The sequence below is a fragment of the Curtobacterium sp. MCBD17_030 genome (genome assembly GCF_003224255.1).
Classification (GTDB): Bacteria; Actinomycetota; Actinomycetes; order Actinomycetales; family Microbacteriaceae; genus Curtobacterium.
Genome location: NZ_QKLI01000013.1, coordinates 44,987 through 66,106, shown reverse-complemented (window position 1 = coordinate 66,106; position 21,120 = coordinate 44,987). Strand labels below are relative to the sequence as shown.

21 protein-coding genes are annotated in these 21,120 nt (G+C 64.7%); 3 read left to right on the top strand and 18 right to left on the bottom strand.

The annotated features are described in order from the left end of the window. Complete coding sequence (locus DEI89_RS11960; protein WP_220034533.1) at positions 1-444, bottom strand: MarR family winged helix-turn-helix transcriptional regulator; 444 nt, start codon at positions 442-444, stop codon at positions 1-3. A gap of 37 nt (positions 445-481) precedes the next feature. Between DEI89_RS11960 and DEI89_RS11955 the strand changes: the two genes are divergently transcribed. Then, a complete protein-coding gene (locus tag DEI89_RS11955; RefSeq protein ID WP_110904279.1) occupies positions 482-1,117 on the top strand; it encodes an MBL fold metallo-hydrolase in 636 nt (211 codons plus the stop codon). 94 nt (positions 1,118-1,211) lie between these two features. Here the strand turns inward: DEI89_RS11955 and DEI89_RS11950 are convergent, their stop codons facing one another. Both DEI89_RS11950 and DEI89_RS11945 read right to left on the bottom strand, forming a co-directional pair. Then, entirely contained in the window at positions 1,212-2,324 is a 1,113-nt protein-coding gene (locus tag DEI89_RS11950) for an acyl-CoA desaturase (protein WP_110904278.1), read from the bottom strand. A 264-nt stretch (positions 2,325-2,588) separates the two neighbouring features. Further along, on the bottom strand, positions 2,589-3,500 hold the full coding sequence (locus tag DEI89_RS11945) for an AraC family transcriptional regulator (RefSeq protein ID WP_110904277.1): 912 nt from the start codon (positions 3,498-3,500) through the stop codon (positions 2,589-2,591). A gap of 441 nt (positions 3,501-3,941) precedes the next feature. Here DEI89_RS11945 and DEI89_RS11940 point away from each other — a divergent pair, with 441 nt between their 5' ends. Continuing rightward, positions 3,942-4,907 carry a helix-turn-helix transcriptional regulator gene (locus DEI89_RS11940; RefSeq protein WP_181421623.1) on the top strand — a complete coding sequence of 322 codons (966 nt, stop codon included), beginning with the start codon at positions 3,942-3,944 and terminating at the stop codon, positions 4,905-4,907. Positions 4,908-5,439: 532 nt separating this feature from the next. Here DEI89_RS11940 and DEI89_RS17385 read toward each other — a convergent pair. The 4 genes from DEI89_RS17385 to DEI89_RS11920 all read right to left on the bottom strand — a co-directional run bounded on the left by DEI89_RS17385 (position 5,440) and on the right by DEI89_RS11920 (position 7,853). Continuing rightward, positions 5,440-6,291 carry a hypothetical protein gene (locus DEI89_RS17385; RefSeq protein ID WP_181421622.1) on the bottom strand — a complete coding sequence of 284 codons (852 nt, stop codon included), beginning with the start codon at positions 6,289-6,291 and terminating at the stop codon, positions 5,440-5,442. Positions 6,292-6,351: 60 nt separating this feature from the next. Next, positions 6,352-6,870 (bottom strand): hypothetical protein, encoded by a 519-nt coding sequence (locus DEI89_RS11930; protein WP_146236776.1) that lies wholly within the window; start codon positions 6,868-6,870, stop codon positions 6,352-6,354. Positions 6,871-6,890: 20 nt separating this feature from the next. Further along, complete coding sequence (locus tag DEI89_RS11925) at positions 6,891-7,235, bottom strand: hypothetical protein (protein WP_110904273.1); 345 nt, start codon at positions 7,233-7,235, stop codon at positions 6,891-6,893. Between the two features lie 285 nt (positions 7,236-7,520). Continuing rightward, positions 7,521-7,853: a hypothetical protein gene (locus DEI89_RS11920; protein ID WP_110904272.1), complete on the bottom strand. Its 333-nt coding sequence runs from the start codon at positions 7,851-7,853 to the stop codon at positions 7,521-7,523. A gap of 262 nt (positions 7,854-8,115) precedes the next feature. On the opposite strand from DEI89_RS11920, the gene DEI89_RS11915 reads away from it, so the two are divergent. Continuing rightward, positions 8,116-9,351 carry a restriction endonuclease gene (locus tag DEI89_RS11915; protein WP_110904271.1) on the top strand — a complete coding sequence of 412 codons (1,236 nt, stop codon included), beginning with the start codon at positions 8,116-8,118 and terminating at the stop codon, positions 9,349-9,351. A 258-nt stretch (positions 9,352-9,609) separates the two neighbouring features. On the opposite strand, the gene DEI89_RS17380 is transcribed toward DEI89_RS11915, so the two are convergent. From DEI89_RS17380 to DEI89_RS11870, 11 genes are all read right to left on the bottom strand, one after another. Beyond that, complete coding sequence (locus tag DEI89_RS17380) at positions 9,610-10,332, bottom strand: P-loop ATPase, Sll1717 family (protein ID WP_146236774.1); 723 nt, start codon at positions 10,330-10,332, stop codon at positions 9,610-9,612. A gap of 129 nt (positions 10,333-10,461) precedes the next feature. Beyond that, the gene (locus tag DEI89_RS11910) at positions 10,462-11,505 is read right to left on the bottom strand and encodes an SHOCT domain-containing protein (protein WP_110904270.1); all 1,044 of its coding nucleotides are present in this window, start codon (positions 11,503-11,505) and stop codon (positions 10,462-10,464) included. Between the two features lie 330 nt (positions 11,506-11,835). Next, positions 11,836-12,498 carry a hypothetical protein gene (locus tag DEI89_RS17375; RefSeq protein WP_146236773.1) on the bottom strand — a complete coding sequence of 221 codons (663 nt, stop codon included), beginning with the start codon at positions 12,496-12,498 and terminating at the stop codon, positions 11,836-11,838. 441 nt (positions 12,499-12,939) lie between these two features. Beyond that, entirely contained in the window at positions 12,940-13,590 is a 651-nt protein-coding gene (locus DEI89_RS11905) for a 4Fe-4S single cluster domain-containing protein (RefSeq protein WP_110904269.1), read from the bottom strand. After that, on the bottom strand, positions 13,568-14,473 hold the full coding sequence (locus tag DEI89_RS11900; RefSeq protein ID WP_110904268.1) for a helix-hairpin-helix domain-containing protein: 906 nt from the start codon (positions 14,471-14,473) through the stop codon (positions 13,568-13,570). The genes DEI89_RS11905 and DEI89_RS11900 overlap by 23 nt, the downstream gene beginning before the upstream one ends. Then, entirely contained in the window at positions 14,454-14,669 is a 216-nt protein-coding gene (locus tag DEI89_RS11895; RefSeq protein WP_110904267.1) for a DUF2997 domain-containing protein, read from the bottom strand. The genes DEI89_RS11900 and DEI89_RS11895 overlap by 20 nt, the downstream gene beginning before the upstream one ends. After that, entirely contained in the window at positions 14,669-15,121 is a 453-nt protein-coding gene (locus DEI89_RS11890) for a hypothetical protein (protein WP_110904266.1), read from the bottom strand. The genes DEI89_RS11895 and DEI89_RS11890 overlap by 1 nt, the downstream gene beginning before the upstream one ends. Continuing rightward, positions 15,121-16,710 (bottom strand): AAA family ATPase, encoded by a 1,590-nt coding sequence (locus tag DEI89_RS11885; RefSeq protein WP_258368879.1) that lies wholly within the window; start codon positions 16,708-16,710, stop codon positions 15,121-15,123. The genes DEI89_RS11890 and DEI89_RS11885 overlap by 1 nt, the downstream gene beginning before the upstream one ends. Positions 16,711-17,399: 689 nt before the next feature. Next, entirely contained in the window at positions 17,400-17,960 is a 561-nt protein-coding gene (locus DEI89_RS11880) for an SHOCT domain-containing protein (RefSeq protein ID WP_110904265.1), read from the bottom strand. Positions 17,961-18,249: 289 nt separating this feature from the next. Further along, a complete protein-coding gene (locus DEI89_RS11875; protein WP_110904264.1) occupies positions 18,250-20,040 on the bottom strand; it encodes a hypothetical protein in 1,791 nt (596 codons plus the stop codon). 80 nt (positions 20,041-20,120) lie between these two features. Then, positions 20,121-21,062: a restriction endonuclease gene (locus tag DEI89_RS11870; protein ID WP_258368877.1), complete on the bottom strand. Its 942-nt coding sequence runs from the start codon at positions 21,060-21,062 to the stop codon at positions 20,121-20,123. Between the last annotated feature and the right edge of the window lie 58 nt (positions 21,063-21,120).

Here is a 21,120-nt window from a genome sequence, read left to right as displayed (position 1 = left end):
TCAGCTGCCGTCCGTCTCGAGCGCCGCGGTGAGCTTGACGATCGCGTCGGCCGCGTGGGCGAGGGTGGCGCGCTCCTCCGGGGTGAGCGCGCGTTCGGCGGCAGCCAGGACACGGGCGGAACGGCGGATCCGGAGCTCGTCGATCACGGTCCGGCCGGCGTCGGTCAACGAGACCAGGACCCCTCGTGCGTCGGTCGGGTCCGGGGTCCGCTCGACGAGCCCCTGCGCCTCGAGGTCGGCGACCGTGACCCGCATCGACTGGTGCCGCACCCGTCGGAGTCGCGCCAGCGCGGCGATGCTCTGGGCACCGTCGCGGGCCAGGAAACCGAGCGTCTCGACCTGGCCCTCCGGAGTGGCCTCGGAGCGGCGGACGGCGCGGGTGCTGTCCCCGATCGCGCGCCGCAGGGCGTTCGCGTCGTCGAGCGTGAAGTCGCGAAGGGCCATGAGCGGAAGTGTACAGGGTGGCTGTACACTTCCGCTCATGGAACTCACCAAGCACACCCACGCCACCGTGGTCCTCCGCGACGGCGACCGCAGCGTCCTCCTCGACCCGGGCGCCTACACGCCGACGTCCGCCGACCTCGTGGCCGCCGCCGACGCCGTGCTCATCACGCACGACCACCCCGACCACTTCGACGCCGACGTCCTCAGCGCGGCCCTCGACGCGCAGCCGGGCCTCCGCATCTGGGCGCCGGCGTCCGTCGTCGACGCGCTCGGCGACCACGACGGCCGTGTGGTCGCCGTCTCCCCCGGCGACACGATCACTGCGGGCGGCTTCGAGGTCCGCGTGTTCGGCGGCGACCACGCCGTCATCCACGCCGACGTGCCGCCGATGACCAACGTCGGGTTCCTGGTCGACGGCCGCGTCTTCCACCCGGGCGACTCGTACACGGTGCCGGGCGTGCCGGTCGAGACGCTGCTCGTGCCGACCTCCGGGCCGTGGGCGAAGCTCGGCGAACTCGTCGACTTCGTGCGGGCCGTGCAGCCGACGCGGGCCGTGCAGATCCACGACCTGATGCTCAGCGAGATCGGCAAGGGCTCGTTCGCGCAGTTCGCCGGTCAGCTCACCGGGGTGGACCTGGTGACACTGGCGGACGGCGAGACGATCACGGTCTGAGCAGCCCGGACGACGAACGGCCCGCGGGCCGACTCGAGGTGGTCGGCTGGCGGTCCGTTCGGTCATGCCGGCCGGGCGGCCGGCTCCGCCGAGGTCAGCTGATGCGGAGCTCGCTGGTCATCGGGCAGTCGAACGGGTCGCGGGCGGCGAGTCCGACGCGGTTCAGGTACCGGACGACGATGCCGTAGGAGCGCAGCAGCGTGGTCTCGGTGTAGGGCACGTCGAGGCTGTCGCAGTGGTCGCGGACCAGGAGCCGTGCCTGCTGCAACGCGGGGCGGGGCATCGAGGGGAACAGGTGGTGCTCGACCTGGTAGTTCAGGCCGCCCATCAGGAACGACACCCACCAGCCACCGCGGATGTTGCGCGACGTGCGGACCTGACGGGAGAAGAAGTCGACCTTCGCGTCGTGCGCGATGGTCGGCATGCCCTTGTGGTTCGGGGCGAACGAGGCGCCCATCATCACGCCGAACACGGCCAGCTGCACCCCGAGGAACGCACACGCCATCCCGAACGGCAGGAACACGAAGACCACGGGCAGGTAGATCGCGAACCGGGCGAGGAGCATGACGCCCTCGACGATGCGGTCGCGGCGGTCGCTCTTCCCGTCGACACCGCGGAGCACCGAGGTGACCGCATGCCGGTGCAGGTTGATGCCCTCGAGGGTCAGGAGCGGGAAGAACAGCCACCCCTGGTGCCGCACGAGCCAGCGCATCGGTCCGGTCGTCGCGGCCGCGTCCTCGGGGATGAAGACGACGCCGTCCGGCGCGATGTCCGGGTCCTTGCCGACGGTGTTCGGGTTGCCGTGGTGCCGGGTGTGCTTGTTCATCCACCACGAGTACGACAGGCCGACGACGAACGTGCCGAGCCAGCGGCCCGCACGGTCGTTCCACTTGCGGGAGTCGAACACCTGCCGGTGGGCCGCCTCGTGCGACAGGAACGCGAACTGGGTGAACAGCACGCCGAGCGCGCCCGCCACGATCAGCTGGAACCACGAGGAGCCGAGCTGCGCGAAGACGACCCAGCAGGCCGCGGACGCCACGACGAGGGCGGCGAAGACGGACCAGTAGAAGCCACGGCGGCGTCGGAGGAGCCCGGCGTCCTTCACCTGCTGCAGCAGTGCCGAGTAGGTCGACGTACCACCGGCGCGCGGCCCGTTCGCGGTGCCGGTCTTCCGGTAGGGGCTGGTGATCACGGACTCGGTGGACATTGGGGTGCTCCCGTCGACGGCGCTGGCGGATGCCCATCTCGCGATGTGGACAGATCGACCGTACTGAGGACCCGACGCCAGCCGCAAACATGCCCGTTCCTCAGGTCGATGCCCTCGAACGTCCCGATCCGCGGTCCTGCCCGGATCCGCGGGCAGGACCACCGCCGGCCGATCCCGGAACTCACGGACGACCTCCAGCGTCCGGACGTCGTCGTGGCCACGGCGTCCAGTTCGCACCCCTGTCCACCGCCCGACCGCCGACGCTCAGCGGGTGCCTTCCTCGATCCCGTACACCTCGCGCCGCATGCGGGTGAAACGTCCCTGGTTGCTGAAGCCCCACTTCTCAGCGACGGCCTTGATGGTCCGGGTCGGGTCGTGGAGCAGCTCCCGGTGAGCCTCGGCGAGTCGGGCGCGGCGCAGGTAGGTCATCGGCGTCATGTCGAGGTGCCGCTGGAAGCCGGCCTGCAGGCCGCGCGGCGACACCCGGGCGGCTGCGGCGATGTCCGCCATCGTGATCGCGTCGGCCAGGTGCGAGTCCATGTACGCGACGGCCCGGCGCACGGTCGCTTTCCCGGCCCCGATGCCCGGAGGGACGCGGGTGATCACCTCGAACGGCAGTGCGGTCGTCGCCAACGCCAACAGGTAGTCGAACGCAGCGGTGCGGATGATGTCGTTCTCGAACGCGGACTCGACCTGCACCACGCTCCGGTGGACGTGTGACACGGCCTGGACCCACAGGGCAGCGTGCTCGGGCCGAGGGTGGTGTCCCTGCAACCGGACGATGCCACTGTCCGCGCCGTTCGCTCGGACCGCGCGGCGGATGAGCGAGGCTTCGGGCAGGTTCACGACGAGCAGTTCCGAACCGTTGTACTCCGCGGCGGTCTCCTCCTGGCCGAAGATCACGCCCCCGGCGTTCCCACCGTCACCATGGATGGTCCGGAGGCGACCGCCGAGCAGCATCGCCGAGGTGAAGACACCTTCGGGCTCGACGGTCACCTGAGCATGGAACCCCATCGTGAGGCGAGCGAGGCTGAGCTGTTCGTCGCCGCGGATGTCGGCCTGGAAGTGCACCTTGCCCCGCGGGGGGTCGAACCGCACCTTCGGGTACATCTGCCCGAGCACGGACGCGACGGTGTCGATGTCATCCGTGTCGTGCTGCAGCGTGAGCGTGGTCATCGCGAGTGGTCTCCTACCTGCTCTGCTTGCAACCAGACCTCCCCACGCTAGACCCGGCGGCACCCATGCCTGCACCTCGGTCTTGCCGCCGGGCGGCTTCCTCCCGGCGCGCTCCGCGGATCAGGCGCGGAGCGAGCGCGTCACGAAACCGCGTTCCGGGGACTCTTGTTGAGCAGAGCCGCGGGCCTCCGTACGGTGGAGGAACCGGGCCAATTTGCGGTCTTGTCGTCACGATGGTCTCCGCGGCATGTGGAACGCTGGCACAGCAGGACGGTCCGGCAGCGATGAGGCCTTCACAGCCTCATGGAAGGCCGGTCCCATGACCGCCACAACTGTGTTCCTGCCCTCCGCACTCGTCCACGAGGGCACTCCTCGCACGGCGGGCGCCACTGCGCTCGGGAGAACCGGCAGACTCTGGTTCCACGTCCTCGGGGAGACGCGGTGACGACCGACGCGCTGGCGGAGACCCCGGTCCGTCCGATCGTCGCAGTCGCTGGCACCGACACCGACGGTGCCATCCAAGACCTCGCCGGCATGTACGCCGGCCGCGCGTGGCACTCCTCGCCGGTCAGCTCCGACTACTGGTACAAGTACGTCGGCGTCGGCGACGGCCAGATGAGCATCCGACGTTCCCAGATGCACGGTCGTCTCCGGGGCGACGTCGCTGTCGAGGGCGAGGTCGTCGTGCAGTGGATCGACTCCGGTGACGCCCGTGTCGATGTCGGCCGTGACGAAGTGCAGATGCAACCGGGCGTCCCGACGCTGTTCCCGATCGAGCAGCGGTTCGAGATGGCGTACGAGGACTGGGATCAGCGTCTCGTACACCTGAACCGAGACCTCGTCCTCGACGTCGCCGCCGAGCAGCACCTGGTCGACGGCACGCTCGGGTTCGACCGCAGCGTCACGCCCACAATCAACGCAGTCATGCGATGGCGCAGCTCGGTTGCTGCTGCGATGCAGGCGCTGCGCTCAGGCGGAACCTCCTCCCTGGCATGGCACGAGGCGCAGCGCGACGTCGCCCGATCGCTGTTCGGGCTCTACCGGTTCCAGAGCGAAGGGTTCCCGCACGGTTACGGGGACCGCAAGAACGTGCGCGTCCGGAGGGCAGTCGAGTTCATCCACGAGCACGCCGGGGAGCCGTTGAGCGTCGCGGACATCGCCCGAGCGGCCGATCTCAGTGTTCGCGGACTCCAGGAGTCGTTCCAGCGCATCCTCGATCGCACACCGATGACGTACCTCCGCGAAGTGCGACTCCGCCACGTCCACGCCGATCTCCTGCACGCGAACCCGATCGCCACTTCCGTCGCGGACGTCGCGTCGAGATGGGGGTTCGCGCACATGGGCAGGTTCTCCAACGCGTACCTCCAGCGATTCGGCGAGTACCCGCGGGTGACCCTCCGCCGCTGACCGAGATGCTGCTGGCCGACGAGCAGGCGCGGTCATGGACCCGTTCACTCCCGCCCGCGGCGGCACGACATCGGTGACGCCCCACGGCTACAGCGAGGTGTTCGGTCTGTTCGCGGATGCCAGTGGTGGCGTAGATCCCGAATACCAGCAACGCAGGGCGTTCCACGGGATTCGGGATTCTGCTCCAAGCCAGACGCTCCACGCTCCATGTGCAGCGGCAGTCAACTGCAGTTCGCGCGCCGGGGGGTCAAGCGAGCGGCAGCCTCCGCAACTGCGCGCCTTGCTGGGCCAGAGCTCCGCGTTCACGACCGGGACGTCGACCCCAACACCCTTCGCCAACGACCGAGCATCGATGCGCTGTGCGGTTCGATTCAACTCGGGCCGACATGGGGAGGGTGGTGCGATGACACCACGGGGAAGGCCCGAGCTGGGGAAGAACCTCGAGCCGCGCCCTCCCTCCTGGAACGAGCGCACGCTGGGTAGATCGTTGCTGGAGCCAGGCGGACTAGCGAGATGGCGCCCTTCGTCTGCTTCAACTCAGTACAAGTGCGCGAGTGAGGTCCAGAACGGCCCGATCCACCTCGATGACAGAAAGCTGAGTCTCAACGGACAGCCTCACCCGCACGAGCAGCGACACATGCGACTGCAGCGCCTCCGTAGCGCCGGGGACACCATCGACCACATCGGCCTCGAGTTGGGCCTTGCGCACCTCCAACTGAGCGACGTACTCCTTCTGCACCTCGAGAAGGGATCGCTGCGCTTTCACCTCGCTCGGCTCATCAGCAGGGGCGGCTGGAGCCGGCGCCTCGATCAACTCTCGAAGGCCCGGCCAGGTGTGATCGCCGAGCCGGTTGATCAAGGTCCCGATCGATGGTGCCGATACGTCGTTCCCCTCACGCCACTGCTCATGACCGGGAATCGACGGCGCGTCACCCTTCGTCTTGACGAAGGAGCCGTAGTCCGCCCAACCGCTCTGCAGCTGTTCATCCGTCCATCGGACGCTGCCTCGCGGCTTGCCGGGGCTACCTGCTGCTGAGCCAAGCTGGTCAAGTGCTGTCGTCCATCTTCCCGACTCCCCGCCGAGCGCCTGTCGTACAGTCCGGGTCGGAACTGGGCAGCTAAGTTGACCGGGCGAGGGTACACGATCGGCAGCGGCATTGATCTGCGCCCGAGCAAGGTGGTAGTCGCCAATGCGCATCCCGACAACGGTCGTTGTGGCAGCTAGGCCCCACGCTTGCTCTGCACCCTGAACCACCTGCTCTGCAGTCAGCGACGCAGGCACGTGTCCTTCGAGCGATTCGAGGACGCGCTCTCGCGGGAAGCCGTGGAGTGGCTCAACCTTGAGTTCCGGCTCAATGTGCAATGAGGCGTGTACGTAGAGCACGGACGTTGCCGCTCAGTGCCCGGTGGAGAACCGTGCGGACGTCGCCGTCCCGCGGTTGCGTCACCCCGCGTTCGCGTCACCTTGACGACGGACAATGTCGGCGTAGTCACCCTCGGCGCACTCGGACTCCGCCGTCAACGCGTACCCACGTGGGTCGGCGTAGAAGTCGACGGAAGTCGTCGGACCGCCGGCGCCACGGATCCCGACGATCGGATCCGCACCGCCGCTCTGGTACCGCTCAGTGGTCACACCCCGCTGCGTCCACAGCTGTTCGACGACGTCGACGTCAGCGTGCGGGTCGTCCCCGGCCTGACGATCGACGAAGACGACCCACGAGACGCCGTCGTCGCCGTCGCCCGTCGTGCACGGGCTGAGCCCCGGACCTCCCCGGGGCGTCCAGTCCCCGCCGAGCGCCGTCGTCGAGCGGTCGACGAAGGTGGTGACGGACTGCTTTGCCTCATCGGGCGTGACCGAGGTCGCGCTCGTCTCGTTCGGTTGCACCGGTGTTCCTCCACAACTCGTCAAAAGGAGCGCCGTGGCTGCGAGCACCGCGCTCACGGCGAGGGTCTTGGGGATCATCGTTTCCTCGTCTGCACGTGTCACAGAGTGGGCTGCCGGTGGGCGTACTGCTCATCGAACCACGTCGCCTCTGCTGGGCGCGCCGCGGTCATCCTGTCGGCCTGCCCCGTGGTGGCGTAGGCAACGTTGCGCAACGACTCAGTACCGCGATCCAGGTAGCCCGATCGCGTCTTCGTCTCGACGCCGTGGTCCGTGACCCCTTTCAGCACACCTGAGCCGTCTGCGCCGAAGGTCGTCGCACCGAACGCCGGATCGGTCGGGTCCTGGTGGTGGTCCTCGCTGTGATCCCGGCCGATGTGTGCCCATTGGTCGCCCTGGTCACGCTCAACGTAGGGCGTGACGTCACGAGCTTGCCCGGAGTGCACATGTATCGCATGGAAGGCCGACGCCGACGAGATGTCGGTTTCACTTCACAACTCCGGGCCCGCGGTGCAACAGGGGGGCACTTCTAGTCGATGTACCATCTGGCCCCACTGTGGGTTCGTGGAGTCCTGACTGCCGTGGTGGTCGGCGCCGGTTAGGCCGACCACCTCCGCACCACGGCGAGGTGTTCGGCTTATTCGCGGATGCGAGCAGTGGCGCGGATCGCAGATCCCAGTGAAGACGGGCGTTCCACGGGTTTCGGGATTCTGTTCCACGCCCTCGCGCGGTCAGGTGTCGTCGGCTGTCTTCTGTACCCGTGCACGCGCCACGCTGGCGCCGGCTCCCGCTACAGCGCTAGCGGTAAGGCCGGTCAGCACGAGCCCAGCTGCGGCTGCGGTGCTGGTCACGAACACTCGGACAGTTCCGCGTACCTTCGGCGGCAAGTGCGCGCGGACCGCTTCTTCGAACCACGCTGTCGGCACCTCGACGGTGTGCCAGCTCGCGATGCGACTGCTCGCCTCAAGGCCGATTTTGAAGACCTGGCCTCGGGTAGGTGCGGCGTTCATCAGGTCCACTTGGGTGGAGAGCAACGTCGCGATCACCCTGTCGTGCTTTGGCATTCCGACGAGGAGCCGCGGAACAAGGAGCCGGACAGCGCACTGCGCTCACTCGTTTATCCAGAACCTCGCCCAAGGGGCGGTCCGTTGACGCGACGGTGCCACTGAACGCCAGGTTCAGCTACTACGCCCCGAGCACGTCGAGCGATGGAACGGTACCGACGGACGCATCTCCGGGACATCCAACTTCGAAGCAAGGACCTTCCACCATCAGCGAACACAAGCCGCCCGCCACACCGCCGCCTGGATAGAGCACGACCTCGACATGAGCGCGGATGGCTTCGAAGCAGTCACGGGGGTATCTAAGGGGTCGCGCGGAGCCGACCCCTTCATCTCCTTCCCACCACCAGCAGCCGGCGGACACAGCGAATCAGCATTCACGGCAGCGACATTCGACGCCAAGTTGGCGACAGGTGTTCCTCAACAGACCGAAGATGCGACAATTTCGGGACTCGCCGCAGGTGACCCCATGGGCGAGCAGGCAATTTGGTATCAAGAGACCGTGAACCATTCCAACTTTGATTGGCGACAGGCTTTCCGCGATGCTGAAGCCCTCCCCGACCATGCTTCGCGCGCGCAAAAAGCAGACCGCGGCCGAAAGTTCGAAAAGATCCTTCGTGCCATGTTCGCAGACGCCGGCCTGGAACCAAGGCTGTCTTACCGCCCCAAGGGTGAGGAAATTGACGGAGCGATCTGGTTCGAGGGCCGCACCATCCTCATTGAGGCAAAGTGGACCCAGGGCTTCCATCCAGCTTCTAGTATCTATCAATTCAAGGGTAAAGTCGACGGGAAGCTTTCAGGCACGCTCGGCCTATTCATCAGCATGAACGGGTTCAGCCCGGACGCGGTCGATGCCCTCGTCGCCGGAAAAGAGTTGAACCTTATACTCGCAGATGGTGACGACATTCGCACCCTCGTCAATACTAAACTGACGGTCTCCGAAGCTTTGCGAAGGAAACTCCGCGAAGCGGGAGAGCACGGAGTTCCTTCGTTCCCATTGAGTAGCATCGTGCAAGACTCTCCGGCACTTCCTGGTAGGCGAATCGTGATCGCTGAGGGCCAGGCGGATGTTCTTTACCTTCAGTCCGTACAGACGCTCCTCGGCACTTCCGCGGCGCCGCGAATTGTATCGGCCGGTGGGCCTTCCGCTATGCCTTCCTTGGTTCAAAGCCTACTCACCATGGGAGAAACGCCCTCAATCGTTCTCGTGATTGACCAGGACCTAGAAAGTTCGCCGCTACATGAAGCGTTGCGGTCACTCCAAACCCAAGCTGAGTCTCGCGGGACCGCTATAGAATTGATCTGGGTTGAGCCCGAGCTGGAAGTTGCTCTGGGACTGTCCGGGCCAGACGTTCCCTGGGAAGCCCGCAAGTCGCTCCGGCAGTCATCACCGGATGAGGTTATTCAAAGACTGCGGACCACGGATGTCCGTAACCTTGCAAGAAGTAACGATTCTCTGCGCCAGCTGCTTCGGGCCCTGGGAATCACCACTGCAGCATAAAGGCGAGGCCTACCCAGTTCTCACCCCTAATCGCGGCTGTTCGAGAGAGAAGCATCGTCGAATTGCATTGGACGCGGCAAAGTTCACGATCCGCGCTTCGGGCAGGACCGCAGGTGCCCGAGAAAATGCAGCTCTAGTGCCGTCAATGGCAGCGGGGAGCAGTGTTCAGCTGGATTACTTTTGGCCGCGACCACGACCGCGGAGTGGGAGGTCGTGCAGCCGACCTCGCCCTTGCCTCGAGCTGCCCGAATAGCACAGTCAGCGCCACGGACGATTCCACACCCGAGTCAGGGCGTCATGAAGTAGAAACTCGTACCCAGTACTGAAACCCGCTCCTGACACTCGCCTAAAGACGAAGTCGGTATACGCACCATTACGTACTGCAATACCGCCGACTTCGAACATTTGCTTAAGCAGCTTTTTGATATCCGCGGGGTCAAGCTCGCCCGACAGCTCCTCCTTGAGATAGTCAAATGTGAAGAAACGCGACGGTGCGGTCCGCAACGCCTCCTTGAAGAAAGCAATTTCCCTAGCTCGGGCTGAAGGAAGGATGCCCGCAAGGTTGTCGAAAATCTCACCGACGAAGTACTCCTCAGCATGGGCGCGTACCGCGTTTTTCGCTGCATGCTCGGTCACGCCCTTGTTGCCTTTATAGAAACGCTGGTCGTAGCCCATCAGCGCTACTGCGTCTCCTGGGAGGAGTCGGGTGTTGTCCAGGAAGTACTCGGCAAGATCCGTGTGCGGCCCGATAGAGACAGGCGTTTTGAGGTATTGATTCACTATGTTTAGCACGACCGGACGGGCGACGGCTGCTTTGTTGCTGAGCAGTTGCCAAAGATGATTGTTAGCACCAATGCCACGAGCGTGCCAGTCGAGGTAGATGGCTTTCGATTTCACCTTATTGACATTCGGGCCAGGCAGCACGTCGATGATATCTGACCGCATCGCCGCGGCTACAGTTATGGGCAACTCAAGTTGCATCAATTAGACCGCGGATCGAACTCACGGTCTTCGTTTCGTACCGCACGTGCTCGTCTTCCAACACGGTCCCCCTGCTCACGACCAATTGCTTCTCCTACACGCACGACGATCGGCACCGTCGCGGGCCCGTCACTGGGCGATCAGACGAGCCTTCGCGCTGGCGAACTCGTCGTCAGAGAGCACCCCGGACGTCCTGAGATCAGCAAGTTTCTGGATTTGCTCGGCCAGCCCGTCAGCAACCGGCGCTGGGGCCGGCGCAACGAACATGGTGGGAGCCTTTGCACGGCTGATGCGAGCTTTCAGCTCGTTGATCTCAGGAAGGCAGGCGTTGTACTCCGGCTTTGACAGGGGCAGAGTGTTGCTCAGGGTGTACGGATCGGACGCTGCGGAGTTACGCGATTTGCTGGCGCCACTCCAAAAGTCGTGATTCGCAGTGCCGCTGTAGCTGGGCGTGAGGACCTCCAGAACGCCGTTCACGAAGCCCGAGTTGTACTCGATGCCCGTGATGTCCGTGAAGTGGAAGGTCGCCGAGCGTTCGCCGCCCAACGAGCCGGCCATGAAGCTGGTCAAAGCGCCAGTCTTGATGATGATCACTCTGTCGCCGAAGGCCGCGAGTGTGCCGGCGCCGGCTGACGACGTGAGGATGAGCCAAGGCTGCTCATCCTTGTGGCACTGGCGCAGGATTGCCTCGCTCGCCTTCCGTCCGAGCTTCCCCCTGACGATCGAGTCCGGCCACTCTGCGCCCTTCGCCGCTTCGACGCGAGCCGATGATGCAGCGGCTTCGGCAGCAGCGTCGTCAGCAGCATGGAGTAATTCGTCGGGAGGCGTCGAAGAGCGACCCGCCTCCAGGAGGCGCGACATGACCTCGTGGTCTGCCCTGGGCACCATCTTCAGTACGGTTCGAGCGCCCTCTCGCGACGTGATCTCGACGGTGTCCTTCTTGGCATCGAAGACCACGTTTGCGATGTCGGCGTACCGCATCTGGAAGTTGATGGCGCGGTCTTGGAGGCCGACGACGCGGAGCGAGGTCAGCGCAACGTCCGAGATGAAAAGGCGGAGGTTGTTGCAGACGCCGAGAAACCACATCTCTTCACCGGGAAGGAGTGTTGTGCGTGCGGTAGCCGCCTTCTTCTCCGCCTTGACTGGCTTCCACTTGCTCGTGTACTCGGTCATTTCGTAGTCCTCTGCCGTCGGGTCGGCTTCGGCCAAGCACGTCCGGAAGAGCGTGCCTGGCCAAAAATGAGCATCCCACGAGGGCGTCTCTGCGCCAAGAGCCTCGCCTACCCCCGGTTGGGAGGGTAGGAGGTCCTCGCCGACCGGGACGACTGTCATGCCCCGCCTGCAACTTCTATCGCCGATTTTCGCGCTGGGGTATGAACGACCGTTCCTGCCGCACGGTGGTCGACGCGACTCTCCCGCTGGAGACAGTTGGCGACTCACCGCCGACCACCGACCAACGACCTCGGCTAGTGAAGGCCAGACCGCGGTCAGCCGACCGATTTCTCAGAGGGACGCGATGTGGCGCAGGGTGTCCTGTGCTTCTTCCCCTATGTCTCGATGGGGATGTGCGGCGAGGGCACGGAGGACTTCTGGTGGAGTTGCTTCGTTCGAGGCAAGATTCAAGAGCACGTTTTGCTCGTACGTGAGACTGGGACCAAAACCCTGCGCTCCCCGCCCTAGCGCATCAAGGTCTAGCTCCACGATTCGCCTGATCCGGGTCTCGGTCAAGTTCGGATTGCCGGCGAGGTTCACTAGGCCGAGTAGACCGGCTTCGCTGTCGGCAACGTGCTCGATGAGGTAGTCGATCGCATCACCTGCAGCACCTGAGACTGCCCAAATCGTCACGAAGTCAGCATCGTCCTCATCAATCGCGTGCTTCACTGTGTTGAGATCATCCAGAGCTCCTTCCCACCGATCAGCTGCTGTTCCAACAGTTGGTTGGTCCGGCTCTGTCGACGGACCGCCGCGCGCGTCAGCCCATTCGCCTTCCCTTCGAAGACGCTTGGAGAGCTCCTCCGCTCGCACCCGGAAGAGAAACCGAATGTCTTCGTCCGCCGCAGTTCTTCTCGCTGCATCGTCTCCCCGGACCTCCCGCATGAGGTTCAGATAGTCCGACCAGGCTCGGTTGTTCGCCTCGTCGGGTTCTGCTTGCAAGCCTTCGAACACCGCATCTCCTCACGTCGTCCACTACCATACCGACCGGGCAGGCTACGCGGCGCTGCAAATTCGGATGGCCACCGCGGCGGCGCCGGAATTCGAGAACACTGCTGCCTGAGAATGCATCACAAGACTCAGGACAAGACGTGTCCACGAAGCTCGACTGTTCGGCCGTCCGGGTCCGCAACGGTGGATTCGAGACTACGAGTTGACGCCGGCACTGCCGTGGTAGCGACGCCATTAGCGCGCAGGCTGAGGAGGAAATGGCTCGCGTCAGGGATGGTCAACACCACCGTCTCTGCTCCGCTGGCCGGTGCTGAGCGAGAAAATGTAATCTCGATGCCCCCGCGTAGGCAGGCCACGGACCCGTCAGGTCGCGGTGCAGACCCAACGAATCCGAGCTAGGCAGCGTAAGAGATCAAGCAGCCGGGACTGGACGCGTCCTACTGCTCAGCGGACGCCGCCTCGACCGACGGTGGGACCAGTGCCGGCGAGCAGGGCGTCGAGCTGATCCACGCTTGCCCATCCATTCACGGCGACCTCCCCCGCAGCGGATACGCGGACTTCGAGACGATCGGGCAGCGCTGTCAGTTGCGGTTCGAGGTGTCGGTACCGCTGAGTGAGGAAATGGAAGCGCTGATTCGTCGATCCGACCCACGGACGTGTGAAGTCCTTTGCATCAGCGCGGTACCGGCCATCGACCAACAGGTCTGTTTCCGCTAGCAGATCCTGAGCACCGTTCGGTGCGTCCGCCGATTCCAACAGCTCTCGCTCGTATCCGGTGAACGTCATGACTGACAGGCCGTTCGCACGCACCAGTGCGGCGAACTCGGCGAGCGCGGGTGCCTGTTCGAACGGCTCGCCGCCTAGCAGCGTGACGCCGTCCACTCCTGCGGCCACAGCTTGGGTGGCGAGCTCGAGAGGGGCTGTGGCCGTGCCACCAATAGAGCCCCACAGCTGTGGGTTGAAGCATCCGTCGCAGCGAATTGTGCAGCCCTGTACCCAGACCGCGAACCGAGCTCCCGGCCCTTCCGCTCTTGTCTCCGGCACGATCCGGGCGACCTGGATCGTCGGCGGCTTAGATGTCAAGGACTCGTCCATTAGCTTGCGGGGCGGGAGGCGCCGGCTGAGAAGTGCTCGGCCCGTGGCCAAAGAGCACACCGGTTCGCAGGCGGGTCATCTCGTGCGGCTCCAGCCGTGCGCGCAGGACGACGTCCTGCAAGTCGCGGTACGGGCCCTGGGCCTGACGAGCAGCGACAATGCGGCTGGCGGTGGCGCTCGTGATGCGGAATTGCAGGGCGAGCTCGGCCGCGGAAGCTGCGTTCACGTCGACTGCAGATGCTGCATTCACGTCGAGAGAGCCCGGCCCTGCCGCACGATGGGCTGGGCCTCGGGAGGTTGTCCCCGTGGGAGATGGAGCCGGAGCGGAGGGGGCCCAGGGCGCGGAAGCGGCTGGTGGAGCTGCAGACTGGGGTGAAGGCGCGAAGTACTGGGCGGTGTTGACGCCGAGCACGTCCGGCTGGCTTTGCGGTTGCTGGTGCAGCGGCCCCGCTTGAGCGGCGCCGGTGTAGTACACCGGGGTCCCGCCGCTCGCAGCTTCAGGCTTCGCGGATGGAAGTGTCTGTTGAGTCCACCACCCTCGGGATGTCGCTCGCCACCGCAGGTAGTCGCGATTGATGATGCAGCCGAGGGCAACTGAAGCAGCCCAGACGCCGAACAGGACAGCCCCCAGCACGTTGTCGCTCCCTGAGCCCTTTTCGGAGTCCGGGTTCCCAAGAAGTACCCAGATGAGGACGCCGCCTGCGCTCGCTGCCGCTGCAACGATCCAGAACTTCCGACTGCGCACCCGTATCGCTATGTACAGAAAACCGACGAACGAGAAGATGCCGAACCCGAGGATGGGTGCGAGCAGCCAGAGGCTGTGTCGCAGGCGCCATCCTCGGCTTGCCAGAAGCGCTTGCGGGTCAGCGTTGTTCGAGTTCATCGCCTAGCTCGTCTTCCTGCGACTCGGTCGCTGTGTAGTACTCGTTCGTAAATGCACTCGAAACCGTTTCCGCCTCGAGGAGGTCTTCGAGTACTTCAATGCTGTCGAGGCACCGCTGACCGTGCATACCCTTGGTCTCGGCCGAGATGGTTCCGTCTCGCCCGATGCGCACGATGATCCTGGCCGTGTCTGCCATCAGGCTCCTTGCCCCAGCACAAGCGTGACGCTCTGGTCGTCTTCGACCGTTTCCGATTCAATGAACATTCCGGCCTCCGGTGCCCGATCCCGCAGACGGGAAAGCACTGCGCGTTGCACTTGCCCACCGTAGGCGCGGTCGATAGCAAGGACGATTTCGGACGCTCGCTCCGCGTCGACATTGCCGGTGAAGTCCACCTGCCAGATCCCCATCTCGTCCCGGTGGAACTCCGCTCGAACGTTGACCCACTCGGCGACGATCACGTCGTCTGTGCGAAACACCACCGCCTGAGTGTCGGTCAACGCGGCCGCGAGCAGGTTCTCGTCACGCATCCGAGTTTGGACGTGCTGGACGACGAGTCCGCCCGCCCCCGTCTGTTCCTCGGGACGCATCGCCTGCCAGGCAGCGATCGCGGCGAACGCTGCCGGGACTAATACGAGTGAGATGCTCATCAGAAGTCCACCCTTCTACCGCCACGCTCACCTGCTGGACTTGCCGGCTCGCTCGGAGCCGCAGTCGTGGCCGCGGCCGTCACCAGCGCTTCATCCGAGGTGCGATCTTCCTCCGCCGTTGCCGCAACGGCACGGCTGGCGGCCCAGGACCGGGTCCGCGCGATCTGTTCAGCCTGGGTAACGCTTAAAGGCACCATGTTGCCCACGGCACGCACGACATCATCTGCTTGTAGTGGCCGACGCTCACCGAACGCGTCGAAGAGCGCGGCAACGACTGCCTGCTCGATCTCGGCACCGGAGTAGCCGTCGGACGCGTCTGCCAGCTCATCGAGGAGCATCTCTGTGATGTCCAGGCGACCGGCGGCGCTTCCCTTAAGACGTTTCGCGAGGTGCAGTCGCCAAATCTCGCGCCGTTCGACGCGGGTCGGCAGGTCAATGAAGAAGATCTCGTCGAAGCGACCCTTACGGAGAAACTCCGGCGGCAGCGTGTCGACGCTGTTCGACGTGGCGATGACGAACACGGGCTCCGTCTTTTCCTGCATCCAGGTGAGGAAGGACCCGAACACGCGGCTGGACGTGCCGGAGTCTCCGCCGCCGGAGACGCCAGAGAAACCCTTTTCGATTTCGTCGATCCAGAGCACACAGGGTGCGCTGGCGACGGCGGTGCGGATTGCGGCTCGCATGTTCTGCTCGCTGGATCCGACCAGCCCGGAGAAGACTCGCCCGATGTCCAGCCGCAGCAACGGAAGCTCCCACGCCGCCGCGATGGCTTTCGCGGTGAGGGACTTTCCGCAACCGGGGACGCCAGTCATCATCACCCCCTTTGGGGAGGAGACACCGTAGGCGGCGGCCTCGGCGAGCCACGAATTGTTGCGCTTCCCGAGCCACCGCTTGAGGTTCTGCAACCCCGCAACGTCGTCCAGAGTGAAGTCAATATCGACGTACTCGAGTAGGCCGGCCTTCCGAACGGCTTGCTTCTTCTCCTCCATCACGACCAGAACGTCGTCGTTTCGGAGCACGCCATCATCGACCATCGCCCGCGCGAACGCGTTCGTTGCTTCGTTGAGGGTCAGCCCAAGCGCCGCCTTCGCAAGCCGCTCGCGCCCGACTTCATCGACCTCAACTCGGATTCGACCGCCGATGTTCGCTGCGATCATGTCGTCGAGGACAATCCGGATTTCGTGCTCGGTGGGCAGGGCGAAGTCGACCAGTGTGATGTCCTTGTCGAGCTCGTCAGGGATGCGCAGAATCGGCGCGACAAAGATGAGCGCTCGCGCTGAGGCGCCGGTCTGGAACGAGGCTGCCACGTCTCGCAGCGCGCGGATGAGCCCAGGGTCGGCGGGCCGTCGGTCGTCGCCGAGGTAGGCGTGGAAGTCAAGCATGACGTACACGCCCGCAGCGTCCTGCTTCGCGATCCAGTCGATCGCGGCACGTGGGTCCGCGGTGTTTTTCTGCACTACGCCGTCGGGCCCCTGCACGCCACGCGAGTTGCTCCACACGTAGAGCGGACGGACAGTTCGCATCAGTTCGGGGTCGCTGGCGACAGCCCGAATTTCAACGAGTGCGCGTGCTTCCTCGAAGGTCTCCACGTACAACAAGGGGAACCTCGCGCGGAACAGGAGCGCCAAAGTTTCTCGGAACGATCTCGCTGGTGGCGCCATGCCCTCCCTCTCGTGAGTGCGGCACATGTGCAAGCCCGCGGTCAGATTCTTTCCCACTCGGAACCAGTTCCACAACTCACCAGTTCCGGGTACACCGCAGCCCCAGTGGACCGCGTTCGTCCACTCACGACGAGCGATGCCCTGGGCCCCCTCTGGCCTCCGAAGCGACGGGGCAGGACCTGCGGAAGAAGCACGCCTTTCGTAAGAAGTCACAGGGCCGGGAGCTGGGCCCACTGCGTGGGAGATCCGCAGCGCCGGGACGGCTTCACCCTAGGGCACACGGGCCTCTCGACGGCGATGGCGTCTACGAGGCAAGTTCCGTCGTAGCGCTCACACCAGCGGTCGTCCCGGCCAGCCCGGCTCGCTGTCCTGAAGGCAAGGAAGGCGAGGTCCCGTGTACGACCGGCGGGTGGTCCCGCAGGCCCTGCGCACAGCCCTTCGTCGAAAGCGCCACGTGAGTATCCGCGATCGACCTAAGGCTGACCTGTCCGAGAAAATCAAGACTCTTGATATACAAGTGACGAGAGCGGACAGTGGCTTGGGATAGGCGAGCCGAAAGCCGTCTCGCATATTGGAGAGATACCCTCATTCGCGCTTAGCTTTAGGCGCCGCCCAGTTTACATGCGGGCGAGAAGCTCAGTCTTCTTCGTCGCGAATTCTTCGTCCGTCAGGATGCCCGCTTGGTGCAGTGCGGCGAGTTGCTGCAATGCGGTGGAGATGTCCTCGGTTGCCGCCGGGGCCGTCGCCGCGGACGCGGCAGCCCCTGCCAGTGGGGCGGCCGTCACCGGCTCGGAAGCTGCCGCGTAGGCACGCGCGGTGTCGTCTCCCAGGATGAGGCTGTTCAGTATCTCGCGGATCTGCTTCGCCTCGGCGTGGGAGACGCGGAAGTCAATTGAGTTGCCGGAAGTGATCACTGACACGATCGTGTTCAACATCCCGTCGCGCCTGGTCACGACGGACGAGACGTTCTTCACCGGGATCATTTCGCTACCGGCCTTGCCGCCCTTGAATCCGGTGGCCAGGAAGCTCGCGCCACCGGTGAGAAGGCCGGCGGTCATCTTGACTCCCGACACTCCTCGCGGCCGATCCCACTCGATGCGGTCGCGGTAGATGGCAACCTTGGCATTCTTGCCCGCGATGTGCGACGTAAAGCTGTAGAGGAGGTCTTGGTCGGCCATGCACCCAGCCTAGGGGCAGGGCTGGGGTTCAGCTATCCCTCGTTCGCGTGCAGGTACAAGTGCAGGTGCAGGTGCAGGTGCAGGTGCAGGTGCAAACTCGCCGCTCTCACTCAATGTCGACCCGTGACTAAGTGTCGACGTTCGAGAACGTTCTCGATCAGGCAAGTTGCGTGAGGGTATGAGCGTGAGGGCAGCAGGTTGGATGCTCTCCGGCTACCCCAGGGGTAGCCGGCTGTCGCGTTCTTCGATACGGAGCTCTTGTGCGAGGCGGCGCCGCAACCCGTTCCACTCATTCGTTGCCGTCGAGGGCTGGCTCGAGGTCGTTCTCTCGGAGGTATTTCAGCGCTCGCTCCACGGCGGTGATCTTGCGTTTGAGGTCTTTCAACGTTGGTGCGCTCTCGTCGGAGAACTCGTCGAGGCGTTCGTGTTCCCGGCGGACTTCTCGTTCAATGTCGGTCAGAACAGTCCATGCAGTCGGGTCCGGCTCAAACCCCCGCTTCTTGCGAAAAATCTCTGCTGCCAGTCGACGCTCCACGACCGCCTCCAGGGTCTCAGCTGTGGTTGTCGCTCCGGCAAGCCCGAACGCGATTCCGCCGCCCCCTGCAGTGAGGAGAGTGCCTGCTGTGAGGAGTCCGCCGACCATGCCCCCGGGACCGAACGCGGCTAGGGCGCTGGTGATGACGGCCGCTCCGGCAAGGCCGGCGCCAGCCGCGAGGGCGAGGCCACCCGTTGCCACGACGATCGCGGCCGCTCCCGCTCCCAGGGCACCGAACTTCACCCAGTTCACCCTGACGCCCCCGGACAGTGCACGGCGAGCTTCTTTCGCTGCAGCGAACACGTCACTGCCGTAGCGGCTAGTGAGGCCCATTTCGGCGGTGAGGTCAGCCATAGCCTCCTGCCACTTGTCCCTGTCGACTTCGATCTCGAACGGCCGGATCACGTTCTCAGCGGCGAGGACAGTCATTAGCACGACAGCGTCGTCACCGGACAGATGCTGACTTGGGAGCGGCTCCGGAACGACCGCGATCGGGTCGGCCAGATCGAACGCCAGACGCGTGACCGTGGAGGGCAATCCCCGCTTCTCACTGGCGGCGCGGGCCGTGATCTCGTCCACCACGGACGCTTGCACATGGCGGAGAGCGCCCATGAACCGGTCTTGCTGGTCACCCTTCAATCGCGCTTTCAGCAGGTGCGCGTATCGCAGCGCGACAAGCGCTACCTGCTCCGTAGGGTCGATCACGCCATCGAGCGCGGTCTCTACCCGCGTCACAGCTTTTGCGAGGGACCCGAACAGCGCATACCCAATGGCGGCGGCCACGGCTTCGTTGGCGAGGTACCCCACGGCAGCATGCGCCGGAAGCAGGACCGTCTTCGTGTCGATCCGGAAATCCAGCATCCAGGGAAACACTGAGGACACCCCTCGGTGCGCCGCCACCAGATCGGGTGCGTTCCAGAAGTTCACCCACCACTGCAGATTGGTGGGCGGCTCCACCATCGCGCTGCGCAGATCGTCCACGCCGAAGCTCCCGTGCGCGAGCGGACTGCCGATCGTCACCATGCCTGCAACGGTGAGACCAACGGGGAGACGGCGGATAAGGTCAGCGGCGATCACCGTGCCGAGGCTGTGGGCGACGATGACGATCGTGCCCGCCTCCGGGAGCGCGTCCAAGACGCGACGCAATACCTGGGCGCGTATCTCATTCCTTGTGAGGTAGTTGCGGGCCTGCATGAACGGCGGCGTCGCGACCGCGGCCCCGATGTACAGATCTGTGCCAACGACCGTGTGTCCGCCGTTGTGTCTGCCGAGTCGGAACTCGACAGCTCCCATGCGACGCTCGAAGTCACGGCGGTTCTGCCGTGCCGCGTCACGCGCCGGCTGCTTGATTGTCAGCTCAGGGATCGATTGCGTGTAATCCGTACCCTTCAACGCGTGCGCGTACTTGGGGGCGATGACCTGCGCCTCGTCCAAGCTGGGATACCCCAGCTGCTCGAGCGCCTGAGACAGGACGGTCCTCCACCCATCTTCCATGTCGCCGCTGCCGACACCGTGCAGAAACAGCAGGACAGGGGTATCAGACACAGGGGCTCCACTCGCAGCTCTTCGGGCTCTCACAGAGAGTGAAAGGTCATCGTCGTTGAGAGCAGGCTATCTGTGGCAGCTCAGTCGAAGAAGTCGGCGTCAACTTCGACGGCCGTGTAAGTGTTGCGGACCTGGACGCCCACCCGGTACTTGATCATGAGAGCGATGAGCCGTTCGCCGTCGATGAGGACGACGCGAGACTGCACGTTGCTGGTGTAACTGACTGCGGCGGGCGTGAACGCGGAGGTTGTGAGGAACACACCCCGGGTGGCGCCGAAACCGTGGAGGGCGCCGACGAAGGCCTGGATGGTTTCACGACTGATGTTGTTGCCGGCCTTGTACCGCTTGGCTTGGATGTAGACGCGGTCAAGGCCGAGCGCGTCCTGGTCGATCACGCCGTCGATGCCTTCGTCACCGGTGCCACCGATGCGCTTTCCTCGTTGCTCGGCGCCCCCGTAGCCCATTGCGAGGAGCAGATCGACGACGGCTTGCTCGAAGAAGTCGGGGTGGCTCTCCCGAAGCCTGCGGAGCAGTTCTTCCCCGACCTCAGCTTCGATGCGGCTAATGCCGTCCTCGATCTGCTCGATTGGGTCGAGGATCCCGATATCAGCTGGTACGAGCTCGGCTCTCGCCGCTTCAGAACCGGCGCTCTTACGGGGCCCGTTGGGCCAAAACGGCGTGAAAACCTCTCGGGCTTGGGCGTAGTCGAATCCGTCGGGATACTGCACGAGTGCATCACGGCCGCCGTCGGTGATCATGTAGTGACCGCGGCTTGGGCGGTCAATCCAGCTCGCCTTCGCCAAGTGACTCAACGCCCAACCCAAGCGCTGCTCGTACCGGTAACCGCCTGAGCGCAGCGTCTCCTCGCGAGCCCGTTCGGTGAGTCCGGCAATACTGGCAGCTGCATCGAAGACGTCCTTGCGGTGGAGTATCCGCCCGTCTTCAAGCACCCGCAGGACCGGGATGACGAACGCGGGCCAGATGGGGACGGCTGAGGCCGGATCGTCGTTGAGAGTGCTCACCCCGCTTACTCTGCCGTATGTCGCGGTCATCCGAGGAGCCATGAGACGAGCCGAGGCA

Coding starts and splice junctions, on each gene's coding strand:
- DEI89_RS11910 (WP_110904270.1), bottom strand. CDS start 11,505: ATGACCGAGTACACGAGCAAGTGGAAGCCAGTCAAGGCGGAGAAGAAG.
- DEI89_RS11960 (WP_220034533.1), bottom strand. CDS start 444: ATGGCCCTTCGCGACTTCACGCTCGACGACGCGAACGCCCTGCGGCGC.
- DEI89_RS11905 (WP_110904269.1), bottom strand. CDS start 13,590: ATGGACGAGTCCTTGACATCTAAGCCGCCGACGATCCAGGTCGCCCGG.
- DEI89_RS11900 (WP_110904268.1), bottom strand. CDS start 14,473: ATGAACTCGAACAACGCTGACCCGCAAGCGCTTCTGGCAAGCCGAGGA.
- DEI89_RS11955 (WP_110904279.1), top strand. CDS start 482: ATGGAACTCACCAAGCACACCCACGCCACCGTGGTCCTCCGCGACGGC.
- DEI89_RS11880 (WP_110904265.1), bottom strand. CDS start 17,960: ATGGCCGACCAAGACCTCCTCTACAGCTTTACGTCGCACATCGCGGGC.
- DEI89_RS11920 (WP_110904272.1), bottom strand. CDS start 7,853: ATGCCAAAGCACGACAGGGTGATCGCGACGTTGCTCTCCACCCAAGTG.
- DEI89_RS17380 (WP_146236774.1), bottom strand. CDS start 10,332: ATGCAACTTGAGTTGCCCATAACTGTAGCCGCGGCGATGCGGTCAGAT.
- DEI89_RS11915 (WP_110904271.1), top strand. CDS start 8,116: ATGAGCGCGGATGGCTTCGAAGCAGTCACGGGGGTATCTAAGGGGTCG.
- DEI89_RS11895 (WP_110904267.1), bottom strand. CDS start 14,669: ATGGCAGACACGGCCAGGATCATCGTGCGCATCGGGCGAGACGGAACC.
- DEI89_RS11890 (WP_110904266.1), bottom strand. CDS start 15,121: ATGAGCATCTCACTCGTATTAGTCCCGGCAGCGTTCGCCGCGATCGCT.
- DEI89_RS11945 (WP_110904277.1), bottom strand. CDS start 3,500: ATGACCACGCTCACGCTGCAGCACGACACGGATGACATCGACACCGTC.
- DEI89_RS11950 (WP_110904278.1), bottom strand. CDS start 2,324: ATGTCCACCGAGTCCGTGATCACCAGCCCCTACCGGAAGACCGGCACC.
- DEI89_RS11930 (WP_146236776.1), bottom strand. CDS start 6,870: ATGATCCCCAAGACCCTCGCCGTGAGCGCGGTGCTCGCAGCCACGGCG.